This window comes from Dulcicalothrix desertica PCC 7102, from assembly GCF_003991905.1.
GTDB lineage: Bacteria > Cyanobacteriota > Cyanobacteriia > Cyanobacteriales > Nostocaceae > Dulcicalothrix > Dulcicalothrix desertica.
In genome coordinates this window covers 408,115-427,460 of record NZ_RSCL01000004.1, presented here as the reverse complement: position 1 = coordinate 427,460, position 19,346 = coordinate 408,115, and the positions used below count along the sequence as shown (strand labels likewise).

Annotated in this window: 16 protein-coding genes; 6 read left to right on the top strand and 10 right to left on the bottom strand. The window is 40.0% G+C overall.

Annotation, left to right across the window (positions count from 1 at the left end):
* Positions 1-199: 199 nt before the first annotated feature.
* Positions 200-2,704 carry a DNA gyrase subunit A gene (gene gyrA, locus DSM106972_RS11125; RefSeq protein ID WP_127080748.1) on the bottom strand — a complete coding sequence of 835 codons (2,505 nt, stop codon included), beginning with the start codon at positions 2,702-2,704 and terminating at the stop codon, positions 200-202.
* 251 nt (positions 2,705-2,955) lie between these two features.
* Here gyrA and DSM106972_RS11120 point away from each other — a divergent pair, with 251 nt between their 5' ends.
* Positions 2,956-3,363, top strand: coding sequence for a response regulator (locus tag DSM106972_RS11120; protein ID WP_019495286.1), 408 nt, complete (start codon positions 2,956-2,958; stop codon positions 3,361-3,363).
* Positions 3,364-3,593: 230 nt separating this feature from the next.
* Here DSM106972_RS11120 and DSM106972_RS11115 read toward each other — a convergent pair whose 3' ends face one another.
* Positions 3,594-4,472: a tetratricopeptide repeat protein gene (locus tag DSM106972_RS11115; RefSeq protein WP_127080747.1), complete on the bottom strand. Its 879-nt coding sequence runs from the start codon at positions 4,470-4,472 to the stop codon at positions 3,594-3,596.
* Positions 4,473-4,698: 226 nt separating this feature from the next.
* Here DSM106972_RS11115 and argB point away from each other — a divergent pair, with 226 nt between their 5' ends.
* A complete protein-coding gene (gene argB, locus DSM106972_RS11110) occupies positions 4,699-5,592 on the top strand; it encodes an acetylglutamate kinase (RefSeq protein WP_127080746.1) in 894 nt (297 codons plus the stop codon).
* Positions 5,593-5,625: 33 nt separating this feature from the next.
* On the opposite strand, the gene DSM106972_RS11105 is transcribed toward argB, so the two are convergent.
* The 4 genes from DSM106972_RS11105 to DSM106972_RS11090 form a co-directional block, all read right to left on the bottom strand.
* Positions 5,626-6,099, bottom strand: coding sequence for a hypothetical protein (locus tag DSM106972_RS11105; protein ID WP_127080745.1), 474 nt, complete (start codon positions 6,097-6,099; stop codon positions 5,626-5,628).
* 206 nt (positions 6,100-6,305) lie between these two features.
* The gene (locus DSM106972_RS56195) at positions 6,306-6,731 is read right to left on the bottom strand and encodes a DUF2887 domain-containing protein (protein ID WP_127080744.1); all 426 of its coding nucleotides are present in this window, start codon (positions 6,729-6,731) and stop codon (positions 6,306-6,308) included.
* Between the two features lie 98 nt (positions 6,732-6,829).
* A complete protein-coding gene (locus DSM106972_RS11095) occupies positions 6,830-9,040 on the bottom strand; it encodes a pentapeptide repeat-containing protein (protein ID WP_127080743.1) in 2,211 nt (736 codons plus the stop codon).
* A 16-nt stretch (positions 9,041-9,056) separates the two neighbouring features.
* Positions 9,057-10,055, bottom strand: a complete 999-nt coding sequence (locus DSM106972_RS11090) for a zinc-dependent alcohol dehydrogenase family protein (RefSeq protein ID WP_127080742.1) — start codon at positions 10,053-10,055, stop codon at positions 9,057-9,059.
* A gap of 537 nt (positions 10,056-10,592) precedes the next feature.
* Between DSM106972_RS11090 and mltA the strand changes: the two genes are divergently transcribed.
* Entirely contained in the window at positions 10,593-11,927 is a 1,335-nt protein-coding gene (gene mltA, locus DSM106972_RS11085) for a murein transglycosylase A (RefSeq protein ID WP_127080741.1), read from the top strand.
* Positions 11,928-12,305: 378 nt separating this feature from the next.
* Positions 12,306-12,779: a hypothetical protein gene (locus tag DSM106972_RS11080; RefSeq protein WP_019495294.1), complete on the top strand. Its 474-nt coding sequence runs from the start codon at positions 12,306-12,308 to the stop codon at positions 12,777-12,779.
* 160 nt (positions 12,780-12,939) lie between these two features.
* Here DSM106972_RS11080 and DSM106972_RS11075 read toward each other — a convergent pair whose 3' ends face one another.
* From DSM106972_RS11075 to DSM106972_RS11065, 3 genes are all read right to left on the bottom strand, one after another.
* Positions 12,940-13,425 (bottom strand): hypothetical protein, encoded by a 486-nt coding sequence (locus DSM106972_RS11075; RefSeq protein WP_127080740.1) that lies wholly within the window; start codon positions 13,423-13,425, stop codon positions 12,940-12,942.
* Positions 13,426-13,568: 143 nt separating this feature from the next.
* A complete protein-coding gene (locus tag DSM106972_RS11070; protein ID WP_127080739.1) occupies positions 13,569-13,904 on the bottom strand; it encodes a hypothetical protein in 336 nt (111 codons plus the stop codon).
* 329 nt (positions 13,905-14,233) lie between these two features.
* Positions 14,234-14,587 (bottom strand): hypothetical protein, encoded by a 354-nt coding sequence (locus DSM106972_RS11065; protein ID WP_127080738.1) that lies wholly within the window; start codon positions 14,585-14,587, stop codon positions 14,234-14,236.
* 237 nt (positions 14,588-14,824) lie between these two features.
* On the opposite strand from DSM106972_RS11065, the gene DSM106972_RS11060 reads away from it, so the two are divergent.
* On the top strand, positions 14,825-15,166 hold the full coding sequence (locus DSM106972_RS11060; RefSeq protein WP_127080737.1) for a helix-turn-helix transcriptional regulator: 342 nt from the start codon (positions 14,825-14,827) through the stop codon (positions 15,164-15,166).
* 53 nt (positions 15,167-15,219) lie between these two features.
* Here DSM106972_RS11060 and DSM106972_RS11055 read toward each other — a convergent pair whose 3' ends face one another.
* Positions 15,220-15,882 (bottom strand): polysaccharide deacetylase family protein, encoded by a 663-nt coding sequence (locus DSM106972_RS11055; RefSeq protein WP_170213568.1) that lies wholly within the window; start codon positions 15,880-15,882, stop codon positions 15,220-15,222.
* A gap of 234 nt (positions 15,883-16,116) precedes the next feature.
* Here DSM106972_RS11055 and DSM106972_RS11050 point away from each other — a divergent pair, with 234 nt between their 5' ends.
* Positions 16,117-19,299 (top strand): cation-translocating P-type ATPase, encoded by a 3,183-nt coding sequence (locus tag DSM106972_RS11050; protein ID WP_127080735.1) that lies wholly within the window; start codon positions 16,117-16,119, stop codon positions 19,297-19,299.
* Positions 19,300-19,346: the final 47 nt, after the last annotated feature.

The following is a 19,346-nucleotide window of genomic DNA, read 5'->3' as shown; positions in this document are numbered from 1 at the left end:
AAATATTTTCTTTTCTGTTACACACCTTTAATAAAATCATACCTGGGACAGAATGTGATAAAAATTACTGATATATATATTTTGTATAAGTATAACCAGACACAAAAATTGCATGATGTAGAGACTACACCATGCGTATCAAATTCAGAAATTTTTTTATGGGATGGTTAGTTTAATTTTTGAATATCCTTTGAAGGAATTAGGGTTGTCGTATTTCAACGACTGAGATTATTTTCTCGTCACGATTTAGTTGGAGGATACTTTCACCCGTACTATCCCGGTTTGAAAGTTTAACAGTATCAATCGCCACACGGACTAATCGCTGTTGGTTGGTGATAAGCGCTACTTCTCCTCGTGGTATTGCATTTGTAATTCCAGCTAAAGCATCGGTTTTATTTGTAAATTTACACGACTGAGTGCCAATATCACCTCGGTTAGCTAGTCGTAAATTCGAGAGTGAAATTTGTTTGGCATAACCCATTTGAGTTACCAGCAGTATATTAGTGGAATTTTTAACGCTCACGAAACCCGCCATTGTTTCGTTCAAACGTAGACGCATTGCTTGTACACCCATTGCGGTGCGTCCCATTATTGCTAATTGTTCGTCATTTATTGCAAACCTTAACAGGCGCCCACCCGAAGAAGCCAGCACAACAGAGGCGCCTGGATTTGTAAACTGTGTAGATAGCAGTTCATCATCGTCTTTAAGTTTAGTGATTGTAATACCGCGACGTGATAAGTTGCTAAACTCCATCAACGATAATCGTTTAATACGTCCTTGCTTAGTCAAGAGAATCATTTCACCGTCTTGATTTTCTGGCTGCATGAACCGAGTGATAATTGCTTCAGTGGCGCCTTGAGCGGTGTTACTAAGTAAAGTAATTAATGGAGTTCCACGAGTTCCGGAGCGTCCGGTTGAAACTGGAATATCACCAACTCGTATTGGATAAACTTTGGCGCCGCTAGTAATGATAAGTAATTCCTTTTCGGTATTGGTATCTACCGTTTGAAGAATAAAATCGTTTTCAGATAAATTATTATCGCCCTTGGGTTTTTTACCGTTGGGTTGGGAACGTCGAACATAACCGCGATGAGTTAATTCGAGTATTGTTTCTTCGCTTTTAACTTCGGGTTTTGAAGTTGGATTTGATTTTGTGTCGTCGTCGGAATTTTTCTTCGCTCCCTTTGGTGGCTCAAACTTCGCTTCAGCACCAATACGAGTTCGACGCTCGTCACCAAACTTTTTTTTCAAAGATCGAAAATCTTTTTTCAGAGATTTTAGTAACTCTTTGCGATCACCCAATAATCGTTGAAGATCAGTAATTTGCTCTCTAAGTTCGTTAAACTCTTGTTCAAGATTTTGTCGTTCTAAACCAGTTAGGCGCCTTAACGGCATAGCGAGTATGGCATCAGCTTGAACTTCGGTCAACTCTAACCTGCTGGCAATTTGAACTTTTGCCGTACTCCCATCAGGCGCCTGTCGCAATATACTAATAAGTTCATCCAAATTTGACAAAGCTTTGAGCAAACCTTCTACCAAATGCGAGCGATTTTCTGCCTTGCCCAATTCATAACTATAGCGACGTACTAAGGTTTGCTCGCGGAAACGTAAAAACTCCAGTAATAAATTACGTAAACTCAACTGCCTGGGCTGACCGTCAACCAAAGCGAGCAAAATGGCGCCGAAGTTACTTTGTAAAGCACTCTGGTGATATAAAGCTTGAAGAATTTCATGCGGGTTAATATCACGTTTAAGTTCAATAACAACGCGCATCCCATCCCGGTCACTTTCATCACGGATATCAGAAATGCCATTTATCCGTCCTTGGTTAACAAGTTCGGCAATTTTTTCAATCCAACCCGCCTTATTTACCTGATAAGGTAACTCAGTTACAATAATCGCCGTTTTACGCTTCGTTCCTTTAGTTGCTGCGATTTCTTCAATTGTGGCAATTCCACGTAAAACAATACTACCCCGACCAGTAGTATAAGCCTCGCGAATTCCCGAATCACCAACAATTTCCCCACCCGTTGGAAAATCTGGCCCAGGTATTAATTCAAATAGTTTGCTATCAGGTAATTCTGGATTATCAATGAGCGCAACCAACCCATCGACTATTTCATTTAAATTATGCGGGGGTATATTAGTCGCCATCCCCACAGCAATACCCGCACAACCATTGAGGATTAAAAATGGTAACTGCGCTGGTAAAACAGTTGGTTCTTGCTGCGAATTATCAAAGTTGCCAATAAACTCAACTGTTTCTTCGCCTATTTCGGTCAACATACCCTCATGACCAAGGGAAGCAAGACGAGTTTCTGTGTACCGCATTGCTGCTGGAGGGTCGTTATCGACGCTACCAAAATTACCGTGACCTGCGAGCAAAGGATAACGACTAGAAAAATCTTGTACCAAACGAACTAATGCATCATAAACCGATTGGTCGCCATGTGGGTGATATTTACCGAGAACGTCGCCGACTACGCGCGCGCATTTTCGGTAGGGTCGCTCAGGTGTAAGTCCTAATTCATGCATCGCGTATAAAATGCGACGGTGAACGGGTTTTAAGCCATCGCGGACATCGGGTAACGCTCGCCCGACAATCACACTCATGGCATATTCAAGATAAGACCGTTGCATCTCGGTGTGCAAGGCTGTGGTGATTACCTGTCCCCCTGAGAGAAGGTTTAACTGTTTTGCCATGAGTTTTTACCTGATATCTATCTAATCTATACAAACAAAGTTTTAGTTTTTGAACACCGATAGGCGCCTGTCGTTTAATGCGTAAGCATTCGCAGTTAAGGCAGCACATTGAAACACAATTTTGATACAAGACAGGATAAAAAACAGTAGTATTATCCTTGATGATAGAGAAACGTATGGATTAATAAACAAGGAGACGTATAACTGAAAAGTCAGGTAGTCATCCCTTTCACCCTACAAGTTAAATTCGCATGAAAACTGTATTGATTGTCGAAGACGATCTGATTAACGCTCGCGTTTTTTCCAAGATTTTGACCAAGCGGGGCGGCTTAGACGTCAAACACACGGAAAATGTGGAAGAGGTAATGAAAATTGCCCAATCAGGAGATGCCGACATTATTCTGATGGATGTTTCGCTATCTCGAAGTGTTTACCAGGGTAAGTCTGTTGATGGTATCAAAATTACACAAATGTTGAAATCTGACCCACAAACTTCGTCTTTACCAATTATTTTGGTAACGGCACATGCTATGGAAGGTGACCGTGAGAATTTCCTTAAGCAGAGTGGTGCAGATGGCTACATTTCTAAGCCTGTCGTTGACCATCAACAGTTTGTAGACCAAATAGTGGCACTCTTACCCAAAGATGATAATGCTTGAAAACCTTGCGCTTGAAAAGGAAAACCCTCTCAAAAGCAACAAATCTTACAAGCCGTGTTAGAACTATCCCTTGCATATCACCTTTTAAGAACAGTAGCTTGACTTTTATGAGTCGAGCTATTGCTTTTTATTCTTTACAATATATATGTACTGTATTGTGCGTAATCTTGCAATAGGGAATTTAAAATTTGGAGAGGGTTGTGGGACAGGCGAGGCGCCTATCCTACAATTTACTGTGGTCTTTGTCTCGATGACTGACTTTCGCGTTGTTCGATAGCTGCTTGAACACCAGGTAACTCAATGAATTTTTTCGTGTCAGCTAGTAAGCGTGTACCCCAGAGATTTTGCTTTAAAAATTCTAGGTCAGCATAACGGTTATCGATACGAAGTGCTTGTACTCCAAGTGCAAGTGCTTGTTGTCGGTCTCCTCTAGCGTGCAATGCTACAGCTAGTGCTAGTAAAGGTTCAGCAGCTTGTTTATCGAGTGACACAGCAGTTTGCCATTGCTTAATGGCGCCAGTTGCATCACCTTGTTCGTACTTAATTAAACCAATATTATTAATTGCAGGCCAGAATTTTTTATTTTGAGCAACTGCCTTATTGTATTGGGCTATGGCATCAGGCAATTTTCCAAGCATGTAAAAAGCATTGCCCAAGTCAAATAGTCCTTCGGGGTCATTTGGTTTTAATCTTAAACCTGCTTGATAAAATCCGGCAGCTTCTTGATATTTTTGTTGTTGAAAGTGGACAGAACCCAAAGCAAACTGAACGTCAGCATTCTTAGGATTGAGTCCCTGAGCCTTTCTTAAAGAACTGATGGCATTATTATAATCTTTCGTTTGTAAATACAACCCGCCCAAAAGGAACCACACTTTATCGTTTTTCGGTGCGAGTTGCGATGCCAAGCGCGCGCGTGGTAAAGCAAGCTCATATTGCTGAAACTGTCCCAACGAAGCTGCTTCTTGAGCTAAAGATAACCCTTGTTTTTCAAGCTTCGCTGCATCCAGTTGCAATGTATGGGGTATCAAAGCTTGTGCGTTTGCGCTCGAAGGCAAACACCATAAGCTACAAACCACTAGAAAAGAAATTAAACCAGTTTTTTTAGGCACACTACCGCCTCTTTTTACCATAAAATCAAAACAATCTTCAGCTAGCTTAAACTATCTACGGGTTTGACGACAGCAAAATTTTATCTTCATTGGCGCCTTCTTACCCTCTATAACTATCGTTTTTTACAAATTTTAAACACAAAGAGTGTAGGTTTGATACCGTCTTGTGAGAAATTGTTGAAAGTGTAAAACTTTCTTAAACTCATTCAAAATATAGCTCCTCCCAATGGTTAACGATACCGAATATATCAAACAAGCCGAAGCAACCCGCGTTAGAGTACTTAGCGAAGCATTACCTTACATCCAGCAATTCGCAGGTCGCACTGTAGTTGTCAAATACGGTGGCGCAGCAATGAAAGACAGCGAACTCAAGGATACAGTAATTCGTGACATAGTTTTTCTCTCTTGTGTGGGTCTACGTCCTATCGTCGTTCACGGTGGTGGACCAGAAATAAATAGCTGGTTAGACAAGCTCGGTATCGAAGCACAGTTTAAAAATGGGTTACGTGTTACCGATGCACCAACAATGGATGTTGTCGAGATGGTATTAGTAGGACGAGTCAACAAAGAAATTGTTGCTTTAATTAATCAAGCAGGTGGAAAAGCTGTGGGATTATGCGGCAAAGACGGTAACTTAATCAAAGCTCGTCCTCAAGGTCAGGAAGGAATTGGTTTTGTTGGAGATGTAAGTAGTATTGACGTTACAATACTTAACACATTAGTTGAGAATGGTTATATTCCAGTTGTATCCAGCGTTGCTGCTGATGAAACTGGGCAATCATACAATATCAACGCGGATACCGTCGCCGGAGAAATAGCTGCTGCACTTAACGCCGAAAAATTAATATTGCTAACCGATACACGTGGAATACTCGAAAATTATAAAGACCCATCAACCCTAATTCCCAAACTTGATATTCAAGAAGCGCGCGACTTAATTGGAACAGGAGTAGTAGCGGGTGGAATGATACCAAAAGTTAATTGTTGTGTTCGTTCACTTGCCCAAGGAGTAAAAGCAGCGCACATCCTAGACGGTCGCATACCCCATTCCCTACTTCTCGAAATTTTTACCGACGTAGGTATTGGCACAATGCTCGTTGGGTCACATTTTACACCTTAATCTTGTGGCACAGGCATCCTGCCTGTGCATTACCTACGGGAAACTATACATAAACACAGAGCCTTTTCTTGGCTGGCGCCGATAATAAGGATTATTAATTATAGTTGGGTTGATAATAGTCGAGTTCCGAATGTTAGGGTTTACTAACACTGGATTAACCAGAGTAGAGTCATTAACATACTGCCTGTCACGTGGGCGCCTGTGTACCCTAACTTTCGGAAAATAAACGTTATTACTAGGATTGTTAGGGAATAAACTATTTGTGGGATTTTGATCAAATAAATTGGTCTTGGGTGGAAATAAACTGCGTCCCCCAATTGGGCTTACAGGGTAAGGAGTAATATGGGGGTAAGCGTAATTATCGTATGTAGTGGTGTGTTGGTAAATAATTGTTGATTGGGCAAATGATGGAGACGCTACAGCTAATGTGGCGCCAATCCCTAATGTTAAATTTAGTAAATGCGATGCGTGGGCGCCTCTACATGGACTCAAGATTTTTTTAAGCATGATTTTATTGTTAGTTAGTTAACGAAGCGTGTTTGTTTTAAGTCATCTAAGGGACTTCCAAAAATTAAATTAACCCAGAATGTAAATTAACATCTCTTGTGGAATGGGCATCCTTGCCCGTTCCATAATGTTGGGAAGCGAAAAGTCGCTACACCCAACCTACGTATTAATTTGAACCATTTAAGATTTTCTATATAAATGGTCTGTTACGCACGATTATCAGGTAATTGTTTTACGAATGAGCGAAACTCAGCGAGACTCTTAGCAGTAGCAGCTTTTCTATGAATTTCATCAAGACAAGATAAATCCTCGATTTGATTTAACTTTTCTACAATCTTAGAAGGTATATCATTCGCAAAGCGAGCTTTCAAAACTTCCAGAATATATTTGCGGGCATTTTCTACCTTCGCTTCTTGTTGTACATCCTGAAAGTACCGTGTTTGTTTCAAGTCATCCAACGTAAACATACGATCTAACTCCTGCCTGCTCAGTTGAGGAAATTTATATACCAATATTTTATCGATTAGCTCCAAGATTTTATCTTGGGTTTCATAGGATGTTATTTGCTGCCTAGTTTGTTGTGCTAACTCCCTAGCTTTGTTACCAGCGTTTGCTTCTGGCTCTTGACTAATTCTATCATTCCTAACTGCTTCTAAAAACTTGGGAAAACTTGGTTTCCACTAGTCCGTATATAATAAAAATAACAATTTTCCACAGAAACCAGGTTTCTTTACTTCAAATAAATTAATAAATTTAGTCCTGGGATTGTGCGTGATAGTGTCCATAAGAGTAAAGTTATATAAAGTACTCCTAAACTCCATTGGAACCATGCCAAGCTTGATATAATTCCTGGGAGGCATTCATCGCGTAGACGAATATCATTAAAGCCTAATCGCATTAAATTATTTAAACTAAAGTCGTAGTAATTTAACCAATTCCAGCGTTTTTCCCATAATATAGGCATGTATCTTTCGCGAAATGATGGGTTTCTGGGTATTACGGGCAGGCGCCCAATTAGCAAGCGTAACTGACGTAATGTGCCATCTTCTGTAAAATAGGATACGTCCATTTTGTTATGAAAACGCCCTATTTGGTAAAGTCGAGCTAGTAGTATTAAAGGGATAGGTAAAATGATTAATACTAAACACCCTAGTGTAAACCAAGGCTGTTCGGCGTTGCGAAAAATAGCAAGTAATCCAATGGATGTGAATATACAATAGGATGTTAATATCCAGCTAGTTTCATAACAAGTTGGAACTATTGGAACTGGACGCAGGCGCCTATATTTATCGATAAGCCAATATAATAATCCAAAATAAGCTATTGCAATGGCGCCAACACCAAACACTAACCAAACTTGTGTACCGTAACCTGATAGTAATAACAGCACAGCAATAAATAACCAACTCCATGCTGTTAATATCCATCCACCAATTAATAAAGGTTCATCGACGATTATTTGGTCACGTATTCTAATATATGTCTCAAAATCTATTTCAGGTAGTTCTAACAGTTCGCTTTGGTTGCGAAATTGTTCTTTTTTACGATGATTAATAATTCCTTCAATTTGAAGTTGTGTTAAACCTAGGCTTTTTAATTTTTCTGTAGAGGCTTTATTTATATTTGTACCAAATAATCGCCGACCCAATTCTATAAACCGTAATTGTTGCTTAGTATATTCAAGCTGGTTAATGTCGCTAATTTGCTGCAAAGAGCGGAAATTTTGCATTAAATTCCGCAATACGTTTTGATTTCCGATTAAAGATGACACATAGAGCATTTTCCCTATTTCACCAGGATTTCCTAAAATTTTGGCGCTATTTGAGTTGAACGCTAGTCCTGATACGTTTAAATAAGCATTAAGAGCAAAAATAGCATCGCTGAAGTCAGCTATATTAAGAATGCTGGCGCCTCTTAGTGTCACAGGTTGGTTAAATCTAGCTTCGCGAAAGGTTACAGCTTGCTCGAATGCTGCTTCGGTTAGTAAAAGAAATTCATTAAAATCTGCTGCGGTAAACTGTACCTGACCGAGAAACCTACCTCTTGAGAAATCAGCATTACCTCCAAAGCGTGCGCGGTTAAACCTTACCAAAGAGCGAAAAATTGCATCTTTAAAGTTAGCGCTAAGAGAAAAACTACTATCTTGAAAATAAACAGCTTCCTGGAATTGCGCTTGCTTTAAGTCTACTTTGTTAAAAAAGATACTATTTGTTAGCTGAATATCTTTACGAAAAGTAGCATTAGCAAAGCTGACGGTACTACCAAACCGAGCTTCTGTAAAATTTACAGATTGGTTAAAAACGGCGCCACTCGCATCAACTGGTTGAAGAAAAAATGTATTAGCAAACTGGACAGCGCCATTAAACCGCGTTTGCTGCATAATGAGTGCCGAGCGAAAAACGCTCTCTACAGTAGATATATTTGGTTCTTGACGTAATAACGAACGACAATCTTTTGCACTTGGGAATCCTATACTCAGTGATTTTAAACATACCTCGCGTAGCTGTTGCAGTTGTTCTTGCTCACTCGGAGTAAAAGTTGGAGAAATTGCTTGGGGGTAAATTGTGGCTCGCAGTCCCAAGTCGCTACCGATAAAATCACCTTGAATTAATGAGTTGCTTAAATCTAAACCGAATGGTTTGGCGCCTGTTTTTTGTATTTCCTTTCGTAGCGTTTGATAAAATTCATCGCGAAAAGCTGCATTATCTGGTCGTAAATCTATCGTCATTTCCCGTAAATCTACGGTGGGATTACCTTCGCGTAGAATTGGGTTATGAACTCGCTGTTGAAGTATTTCTGAAGTTAGGGAAGTGCGTTCTAATTGCGATTGAGCTTGAGAAGTAGGTATATAAAATAACCCAATAAACCAGAAAGTAGCGGTAAGCGCGCTGGCTAATAATATTGTTATTATTGGATGCTGGACTCTTATGTAGTTACTCAAATGCGATGCTAATCTTCTATGATTCGGTCAGTAGGATAATTTTACCTGTGATTGACCCTGTTTCAAGTAAATCATGAGCTTTTGCGGCTTCAGATAATTTATATTGATGACGCGCGTCAATTTTAAGCTTACCTTCATCTATCCAAGTTGCACATTGTTCTAATATTTCGGCTTGATGCTGCTGCGTTTCTATCATTCCTTGTAACATAGGTGTAAGCATCAACTCTAAACTAATACGCAGGTTCCGGTTACGTGCGACTTTCCATATAGTATTTTTATCTGGTTCCAAAATTGTGACTACATCACCATATACTCGTACTGCTGGAAAACATTTTTGTAGAGTTTCTCCACCAACAGTGTCAAATGCTACGTCAACTCCTTCACCGTTAGTCCAGTCTAATACTGCTTTAACAAAATCGTTTTGCTTATAGTTTATTGCTAAATCGGCGCCAAGTTCTTGAGTGTAGCGTGCTTTTTCTTGTGAACTTATTGTAGTGCAAACGCTGGCGCCTTTAAGTTTGGCAAGCTGTATTGCCACATGTCCAACACCTCCAGCACCAGCATGAATTAATACCCGTTCATTTGGCGAGAGTCTTCCTCGTTCATATAAAGCTTCCCAAGCTGTAATTAATACTAAAGGCGCCGCAGCAGCTTCTGCAAAACTAGTATATTTAGGTTTACGCGCGGCAAATCGTTCATCTACTGTTGTATATTCGGCATAATTACCTTGATGCCCACCTAATCCACCATTACAAAAATATACCTCATCTCCGACGCGAAACTTAGTTACGTTGGCGCCGAATTCTTCCACAACACCTGCACCATCACAACCAAGAACCGCAGGCATTTTATCAGGAAAAAAAGTACCGCGACCCCTAAGCTTAGTATCAATAGGATTAACACCAGCAGCTTTTAACTTAACTAACAGTTCTCTACTACCAAGAGAAGGCAATGGTAAATCTCGTAATTGCAGCACATCAGGATTACCAGGTGCAGTCATCACAACAGCTTTCATAATTTTCCCTAACAATGCACACCACACGTAAATGTAGCATAGGCTTCCAGCCTGTGCAGTAGTTAATTCAACGATAAAAAATATTTTGGTTCTTTTCCGAAACCAAGCCAAGAGCAATGGTAGTACTAATTAAGTTAAACAAAACTATACTGAACTTCTATATGTAACCTTGGAGACTTACTCCAGAAAAGCCCAGTCAATTAAAGCTGGGCTTTTTGTATGGTATTTATCGCAATAAATCTAAATTCGTATTGAAATATGTTCTTCCACTACCTTGAAACTGGTGACAAGATGCATCGTACCGAGCGCATGACATGGGTGTAGATGCTTTGTACCTCAGTATGACAATATTACGAAATATAACAAGATTGGTTGAAGAAGGCATAATTAGGCTTGGCGCCATCGTGTATAGATATACAGTTTCTTTTTGTCTCTGTTCTACCTATGATTATCGAGTAAAAGAATGTCGATTTTCTAACTGTAAGGCTTTAAAATTCTTAATGAATTTTAAATTTTATATTTGAAGTAGAGCCTTTCATGAGCATCAAGAGCGAATCTAAAGCGAAGTTTCGAGAGTTAGTTAACCCAAAGTCAGCAAAAATACTTGTTGCTGTTGCTTTAAGCTTGCCTGTTTTTGTACTAACTTATGTATTACTTATACAACCTTTGGGACGTTTAGCGCTTGCTCCACAACAATGTCAGTTAAAAAAGTGGAATTTACCTCAAGCTGCAAAACAAGTTAAAAGTCAACCAAATATATCAAAACGGCGCCCTGTACTTGTAGCTAGACCACATGTTACTTGTTGCGAGGGTGATGCTTCGTGTTTAGATAATCAAATTTGGGGTGAAAACGAACCTATTAAAGACTCTATTGGTTTGATAGCGTCGATAGACCAAAGTTTAAAGTACTTACAATCTCCGCAAGCTCAAGCTGCATATCAAAATTATCCAGTAGCTGGTATTACTCGCGCTCGTGTAATCGCTAGCTTACAACGATTTCGGCAGTTGGTACAAACGAGTAAATCAGCCAAACAACTTAATGCTGCAATAAAAAATGAGTTTGTGCTTTACCAGTCGATAGGTCACGATAAAAAAGGAGGGGTACTGTTTACTTCGTATTATGAACCTATATATGAAGCTAGTCGCACACGTACCGCTGAATTTCGTTACCCTATTTATCGTGAACCACCCGACTTAGACTCTTGGCCTAGACCTCATCCTAAACGTGTTGACTTAGAAGGTGCAGATGGTTTACAAGCTTCTAAAAGTAAATTACGGGGACTAGAAATATTTTGGTTCCGTGACCGTCTTGAACCTTACATGATGCAAATTCAAGGTTCCGCGAGACTTCATCTTACTGATGGTACTGAGACTACGGTGGGTTATGCTGCCAGCATCGCTCAAAATTATAAAAGCATTGGTAAAGCACTTGCTGACGATGGAAAATTACCCTTGGAGGGTATGACGATGCCTAAAATTTTGGATTATTTTCATAAATATCCGCAGGAATTAAATATTTATATTCCGCGTGACCCTAGTTTTGTATTCTTTAAGGAAAATCATGGTGTTACTGCAACTGGTTCCACTCAAGCTACTCTTACGACCGACCGTTCGATTGCTACTGATAAATCACTTATGCCACCAGGCGCCCTAGCATTAATTCGTGCATACCTTCCTTTTCCTAATACTCAAGGTCAAATGGAACACCGTGTTGTTAGTCGCTATGTACTTGACCAAGATGCAGGTGGCGCCATTAAAGGTGCTGGCAGAGTTGATTACTTTGTTGGTGCAGGTCTTGTTGCAGCCGAACGTGCGGGTGTTACTGTTGGTCACGGACAACTATTTTATTTAATGCTTAAACCAAAAAGTTAGGTAAAAAATCAAACATTGTTAGTACTAGAAAAAAATATATGATATATTTCTTCACATTTTTATTGATATTCAAGTGCATAAAAACTTGAATTAAACATAATTATTATTGCGAGTTTCGGAACTGATGGAAATATGCTTCGTCGTTTCAAGTAACAGCGGTAAAGTGTGAAGTGATTACTGTGTATCAGATTGACAAAAGCCGATAAATATGTAGATGCTTGGATGTGAAATTGTAACCCTTTAGTGGGCGCCAATCTGAAATAAGTTCTTTTGGATTTGTATATAACTTACATGTAGGAATGCAGGAAAGCATTGAGAAATATCAATGCTTCTATAGACATAATAAACGTATTTGTTTTTCAATCGGGGGATTTAACTGTGATTGGGATATTGGTTGATGCTGATTTAATACTCGAATTACTAATGAACAGAAACCAGCTATTAGAAGATATTAGTGAATTATTTGACCAAGCGCAACCCTTGATAAAAATGTATGTTACAGATTTTGGATGGGAGAAAATATGCGCTTATGCAAACAGATTCCAGAATTCACACATAGCTCAACTTGTGATTGATTGGTTAAAAGAAAAAGTTGACGTTTGTACAGTTGATAAAAATGTCCTTCAGCAAGCACGTTTATCACCTATTCAAGATTTTGAGTCAGCAGTGGAATATGCGTGTGCCATGTATCAAGAGTTCTACGCAGTTGTGACTCATCGCTATCAAGATTTTGTAACGGCGCCAGAGCAATTTCTAATTTGGTCTGTGGCTGACCTGCAAACTCGTACATCGCTTGAAGCACAATTTCAAGCGACCGTTAATTTCAGCAAAACCGAAAGGTATTCTTGTTGATGGCAATGGAGGAATTTGTGGGGTAAATGTGAACCGTGGTTCACAAACTCATTTGAAATTGGGACGGGCAGGGATGCCCATCCCACAAGATAATGTTATTCATTCCACAAGATAATGTTATTCAGCCTACAAGATAATGGTAAATTTAGATACCTAACTTTTACTGGATGTCCAAATCTAGAGTATAGTTTAATGTGCCGCTGCCGCTAGTTTGTTGCGAAATATTATTGCCTGAACCTTGTACTTCTACGCTGACGGCAGCAGTTGATGGTGAATATTGTGCTGAAACTTCAATTTTTTGCTGACCGACAGATAAATAAGGTGATAAATCTAGCTTACTACTGCTGTCGTTTAAACGCTGTACAACTTTACCGTTAATGGATATTTCACCTTGTAACCGTGCGCTAGGGGCATTTATTTTTAGAATTTGGGGTTGTTTTAAATTTGCAGCACTTAGACTTAAACTATTCCTTTGGATAGATGCAGAGTTTGATTGTGTACTTGTGGTGGATGTGAATGTATGTGTGGCGCCACTATCGCTTGATGCTTCGGAACTTATTTGACTGTAGGATAAATTGTTAGTTAATCCAGCAGTTAGACTGATAATAAGTCCTACACAGAGCGCATAAAAGATGAGGTTTTGCATATTTTTATACCAATGAATACAAGTATGGTTATAAATATAGAAACAAAACAGAAAGGTTAGTTTACGGTCATAGTTGTAATATGGGGGAACGGGCAAGGATGCCCATTCCACAATTACAGGAATTCTACAAGTAATGCCCTGAATTAGCTACAGACGGTTGTAGTATTACTTGTGTAAATTTGGTTACCACCTCTTCTTGAGTTTCTACGCTGCGTCACATTACGGCATTTCATTTTGTTATTGCTTCTGAAAACCCGCATCTGACGATTTCTATAGATATTTTGATTTACAGCGGGATTTACAATTACTCGTGGTACTGGCGCCGTTCTAATAGTTCTAATATAAATGTCGCCATCTTCATCAAGCTCCATTTGAACATTACTTGTTTGAATATCTAATTCACCAGCATTTGCAATTGAAGCAGGTAATGCAATCATTGCAGTCAAGAACAGCGGAAAAATTAATTTTATGGCAGGCATGGCGTTCATCCTCAACTTTGTAGTTAGTTTTGAGTACTGAGTACTGAGTGAGTCGTGCTGAGTGTCGAGACACGTAAACCGGAGGTTTTCCCACAGGGATTAATTGCATCTCTACTTAGCACGACTCACTTTCTACTCAGCACTTCTTTTGACTTGCTAACGCTGCACTTGAAGCTATAATCAAAGCAGCAGCTAGAAAATTTGCATGTGTAGATTTTTATCTTCATAATTTTTCTAGACCTAATTAGTTGTGTGTTACTGGTTAATCTAGTTCAACAACTCGATTAACCAGCTTTTTAGTTTTATCTATTACTAAGCTATTTATATATTTAACGTAAATCAGGGAAGGAGCAGTTCGCATTTTGCCTCTGTCTTGTAAAAGCTGAATTGGAAACACTGCTATCATTACCGAAGCCAACATTCCCGTTACTAATACTTACGTTCTCTCTATTCCCTTGGATCTGATTGCGAGTCGCACAGAATCGATTACTATTTTTACCTTGATACTGGTCTGTATAAGTGCTGCTGTCTATATCACTAACGTTTCTTGTTCCCAAGCTACCACTTGTAATTCGCATGTTAGAACTATTTGCTTGAGTTTGACCTGCTTGTGCAACAGGCGCCATTGCCAGAGCCGCTAACACACCTACAGCAAAAGACTTTTTCAACATAATTTTCAACATAATTTATAACTCCATAACCTCATGTCTAATCAACCTTTAATATATTTAACTCAATAACTTAAGTGTTAATAGGTAAAAAAAGATAACTGACTTGCACTTGGCAAGTGCTACCTCTATACTTAGATAGTTTAACTAAAGATTTTAAGTGTGTCAAGTCTTGGTTAAAAAATCTGGGCGTAATTTTTTTTTGGTGTTACGATAAACGACTATAAGTTAGACCGTCGGAGTGCTGTGACTGTGAAACGGAAAGCAAAACCAAGGATAGCAATATTACGTGAAAGAGCTGGTTTGACCCAGTTAGAGTTATCACGTCTTGTCGGTGTCACCGAAAGTACCATTCAAAATTGGGAAAGCGGAAGAACTGGCTCTGATCATATTGAACGTATAGTAAAGTTTTGTAAGGCTCTTGGCTGCCAGGTAGAGGATTTAATTGAGTATGTAAGCGACTCCGAAGAAGAGAAACTGGGCAAACCTAGTTCTTTGAGTGACATCCGCACTCTTTTAGGAACAGAACAGCCTATAGGCGCCGATACTTCTAAGCAAGAAAATGTTGCTGAGGAATTAGGGGCAAGGGAATAAATAAATTTAGGATTCTAGATTTTGGATTTTGGATTGAATCTAAAATCCCAAATCTAAAATCTAAAATCTTTTATAGTGACGAACTCGTAACGCTGTTCTAGTAACTTGGGTATTAAAGCTGCTGTTGTTTCGGCGACATCTTCACCACCGAAGTAGCCATCGTGCAAAACTATGATGGAACCATTTTGAACTTGGTTTAATACTCGTTGAGTTACTGTGTTAACACCCGGTCGTACCCAGTCTTCTGGTACAACGCTCCACATAACCGGACGGTAGTCCCACTTTTTCAAAAGTTTTAAAGTATTGGGGGTAAAGAACCCATTTGGGGGTCTGACATCGCGGATAAGTTGTCCGGGTATATTACAGGCACTTTCAATAGCTGCTTGAGTTTTTTCTAAGCTGTCTTTAAGTTCTTGCGGCGAGAGCATAGGAAAGTTTCGGTGGTCATAACCGTGTAAACCTATCCAGTGGTTACGAGCATGTACCATTTTGGCAATTTGTGGCGCCTGTTGTACACATACACCTAACCAAAAGAAACTAGCCGGAATTTTGTAATAATCTAATACTTCAAGTAACTGGGGTGTGTGATGACGGTGAGGTCCATCATCAAACGTTAGAGCGATTTTTTTACAGTTTGTGTTTCCTGTCCATAGACAGTTTGGAAAACTAGGTTGGAGAACACGGTAAATTAAGGGAAATAAAGGTGCAAATTGCAACATTGAGTCAAAATTAAAAAGCAAGCCTATTAAAACTCTAGCAAAATTTTATGTCATCGGTATGGTTCGTATTTCAGTACATTTAGGGTAAGATTTCCAACCTTGTATGATTTATTAGGTATTTGGGTTTTAATAAGTTATTTAAAGATAATCCTGACGAATTAGAAAATGTTTAATTTTATGCAGTACGATAAAAGACTCTGAATAAGTTAGTATTTTTCACAACTGCATGAAATGAATAAAAGCTGTAACATCTCCCGGCACCGTCAAATTCCTATCGTTAAGGAAGTACATACGGCGGTGAGCGGGAGGGCTAGGTATAAAGTAAATGGTCTTCAGGGTTCGGATACTCTTAAGAAATACCTAGAGTTGAGATTGGCAGAAAACAACGATATATGTTGTGTTTCTGCCAACCCGGTCACAGGAAATATGCTGGTAATTTATAAACCAGCACGCAGTTCGTCGGGTCTTGCATCGCTGATTGAAAGTCTGGTTTTTGATTACCAAAAGCAAAACAAAAATTCTGTAAATTTGGTAACAAAAAACAAGCACCAAGCTAAGAGAAAAGCAAAAAAAACACGCGATCTGGTCGGAACAAAAGCGCAATCCGTTGCACCTTGGCATTTACGTTCTGTAGAGACCGTAATTAATGAGTTGCAAACGTCAAATGTATTAGGACTATCAAGTGATTCTGCTGCTCGCAAACTGAAGAAATACGGCTTAAATACCTTACCGCAAGCAAAACCGCGTTCGGGGTTAAGCATGTTTGTTGATCAGTTTAAATCACTGCCAGTAGGACTTTTAGCAGTAGCGGCAGGAGTGTCAGTTGCTACAGGTGGTTTGCTTGATGCTGCTGTCATTATGGGGGTAGTAGTAATCAATGCGGGGATTGGATATGCTACTGAGAGTAATTCTGAAAAAATAATTCGTTCGCTTCAAAATGTAGTTAAGCCAACGGCAGTAGTTATTCGCGACGGCAATAGTGTTGAAATCAGCGCTACTGAAATTGTCCGAGGCGATATTATAGTTCTCAAACCTGGTAGCTATGTACCATCAGACGCACGCTTAATTGAAGCAGAGCGTTTGAGTATTGATGAGTCGGCGTTGACGGGTGAAAGTATGCCCGTTAGTAAGTCTACTGTAGCGCTCGAAGATGAGAATGTAGCTTTGGGCGACCGGGTAAACATGGTTTACATGGGTACTTTGGTGACAGGGGGACAAGGGAAAGCGGTAGTTGTCGCCACAGGTAAATATAGCGAGATGGGTAAAATTCAGGCGATGCTTGGTGAAGCTTCGACACCTGAAACCCCGATGGAAAAACAACTCGACCAAGCAGGAAGTCAGCTTGTTGTAATTAGCGGCGCCATTTGTGCTGTTGTATTTGGTATTGGTTTGTTACGCGGTAACAGTGTGCTGCAAATGCTTAAGTCAACAATTTCGTTGGCTGTAGCAGCAGTACCAGAAGGACTACCAACGGTAGCAACTACTACGTTAGCGCTTGGTATTGCTAACATGCGGAAGCACAACGTATTAATCCGGCGCCTTGATGCAGTGGAAACACTGGGTTCGGTACAGACTATCTGTATGGACAAGACTGGTACTATTACAGCTAACCGCATGACGGTTGTTGAGTTGTGTGCTGATGGACGATGTATTGATGTTGCAGACGATAAGTTGCGCGATGGGGATGAGTCTATTAATCCTTATAGCAACGAGCAAGTGCTGAAGTTAATGCATGTCTTGGTACTTTGCAACGAAAGCATTATTGAAGAAAAGGAAAAGGTTAAAGAGAAAAAGGAAAACAAAGAACACAATTACACTGTAAAAGGTTCTTCAACAGAGAACGCGCTGATCGACTTAGCAATAAATGCTGGAGTGAATGTAAATAGTCTGCGCGAAAATTATCCGTTGCAGAAAATTAGTCACCGTTCGCAAGCGCGTAACTACATGGTGACGCTACATAATACTCCTGACAACAATCAAAAACTCGTTGCAGTCAAAGGTAGTCCATCTGAAGTATTAGCGCTATGTAGTCATCAACTCAAAAACGGTCAGCAAATACCTTTAACCAATGCTGATAGACAGTTAATTGAGAACGATAACGAGGACATGGCAGGTAAAGCACTGCGTGTTCTTGGAGTTGCTTATTTAATTCAAGATTCGGATGAAATTAACACTGAAAGTGAATTAATTTGGTTGGGACTTGTGGGAATGGCAGACCCCATCCGTAAAGGTGTGAAGGAATTAATGGGAGATTTCCACTCAGCAGGTATCAACACCGTAATGATTACTGGGGATCAAAGTCCAACAGCTTATGCGATTGGTAAAGAATTAAATCTTAGCCAAGGCAAACAGCTAGAAATTCTTGACTCAACACACCTCGAACAAGTTGACCCAGAAGTTGTTAAAGGACTGTGCGACCGAGTAAATGTTTTTGCACGTATTAGTCCTGCGAACAAATTGCAAATCGTCCAAGCACAGCAAAGCATAGGTAAAATAGTAGCAATGACGGGGGATGGAATTAATGATGCTCCCGCACTCAAAGCTGCTAATGTCGGTATTGCAATGGGACATAGTGGCACCGATGTTGCCCGTGAAGTCGCGGATATTATCCTCGAAGACGACAACCTCGAAACCATGATTATAGCGGTTAGTCATGGACGTACAATTTACAACAACATTCGCAAATCGGTTCACTTTTTACTATCAACCAACACCAGTGAAATCATGGTGATGCTCGCTGCAACTGCTGCTGGTATTGGCGAACCAATGACAGCCATGCAGTTACTATGGTTGAACTTAGTAACAGATATCTTCCCAGCGCTTGGACTGGCGATGGAAGCTCCAGAACCAGATGTATTACTGGCGCCACCCCGTGACCCATCTGAACCAATTATCAAAAATTCCGATTTTCGACGCATTGTTGGCGAGTCAGCGATAATGTCAGCAAGTGCATTGGGCGCCTATGGTTATGCTATTAACCGTTATGGTATAGGAGCAACTGCCAGCACCATTGGCTTTATGAGCTTGACAATGGCACAGTTAATGTACGCGCTCAGTTGCCGTTCGCAAACCCACAGCATATTTAGCGGTAAGAGACTACCACAAAACAAATATCTAAATATTGCCTTGGGTGGTTCGTTCGCGCTACAAATCGCCGCTGCAACCGTACCTGGACTCAAAGGATTGTTGCAAATCGCACCAATTAACCTAGTAGATATGGTGGTTATTGGCGCCAGTGCAGTGCTTCCGTTCTTAGTTAATGAGGGTCGTAAAGAATTGGTATCACGTAATCCCAAAGACGACGGCAAATATATTACAATTCTGCCCGACAGCAACGACAAATCAAGTTTTTCGTACACACCTACCCAAGAACAACAACTCAAACCAGCAGTTATCACTGTACCTGCTATGTAACATTATCTACTAATTAATCATTCTTACCCAGGCATTTGCTTGGGTAC

Coding starts and splice junctions, on each gene's coding strand:
- gyrA (WP_127080748.1), bottom strand. CDS start 2,704: ATGGCAAAACAGTTAAACCTTCTCTCAGGGGGACAGGTAATCACCACA.
- DSM106972_RS11120 (WP_019495286.1), top strand. CDS start 2,956: ATGAAAACTGTATTGATTGTCGAAGACGATCTGATTAACGCTCGCGTT.
- argB (WP_127080746.1), top strand. CDS start 4,699: ATGGTTAACGATACCGAATATATCAAACAAGCCGAAGCAACCCGCGTT.
- DSM106972_RS11105 (WP_127080745.1), bottom strand. CDS start 6,099: ATGCTTAAAAAAATCTTGAGTCCATGTAGAGGCGCCCACGCATCGCAT.
- DSM106972_RS11090 (WP_127080742.1), bottom strand. CDS start 10,055: ATGAAAGCTGTTGTGATGACTGCACCTGGTAATCCTGATGTGCTGCAA.
- mltA (WP_127080741.1), top strand. CDS start 10,593: ATGAGCATCAAGAGCGAATCTAAAGCGAAGTTTCGAGAGTTAGTTAAC.
- DSM106972_RS11075 (WP_127080740.1), bottom strand. CDS start 13,425: ATGCAAAACCTCATCTTTTATGCGCTCTGTGTAGGACTTATTATCAGT.
- DSM106972_RS11070 (WP_127080739.1), bottom strand. CDS start 13,904: ATGCCTGCCATAAAATTAATTTTTCCGCTGTTCTTGACTGCAATGATT.
- DSM106972_RS11065 (WP_127080738.1), bottom strand. CDS start 14,587: ATGTTGAAAATTATGTTGAAAAAGTCTTTTGCTGTAGGTGTGTTAGCG.
- DSM106972_RS11050 (WP_127080735.1), top strand. CDS start 16,117: ATGAATAAAAGCTGTAACATCTCCCGGCACCGTCAAATTCCTATCGTT.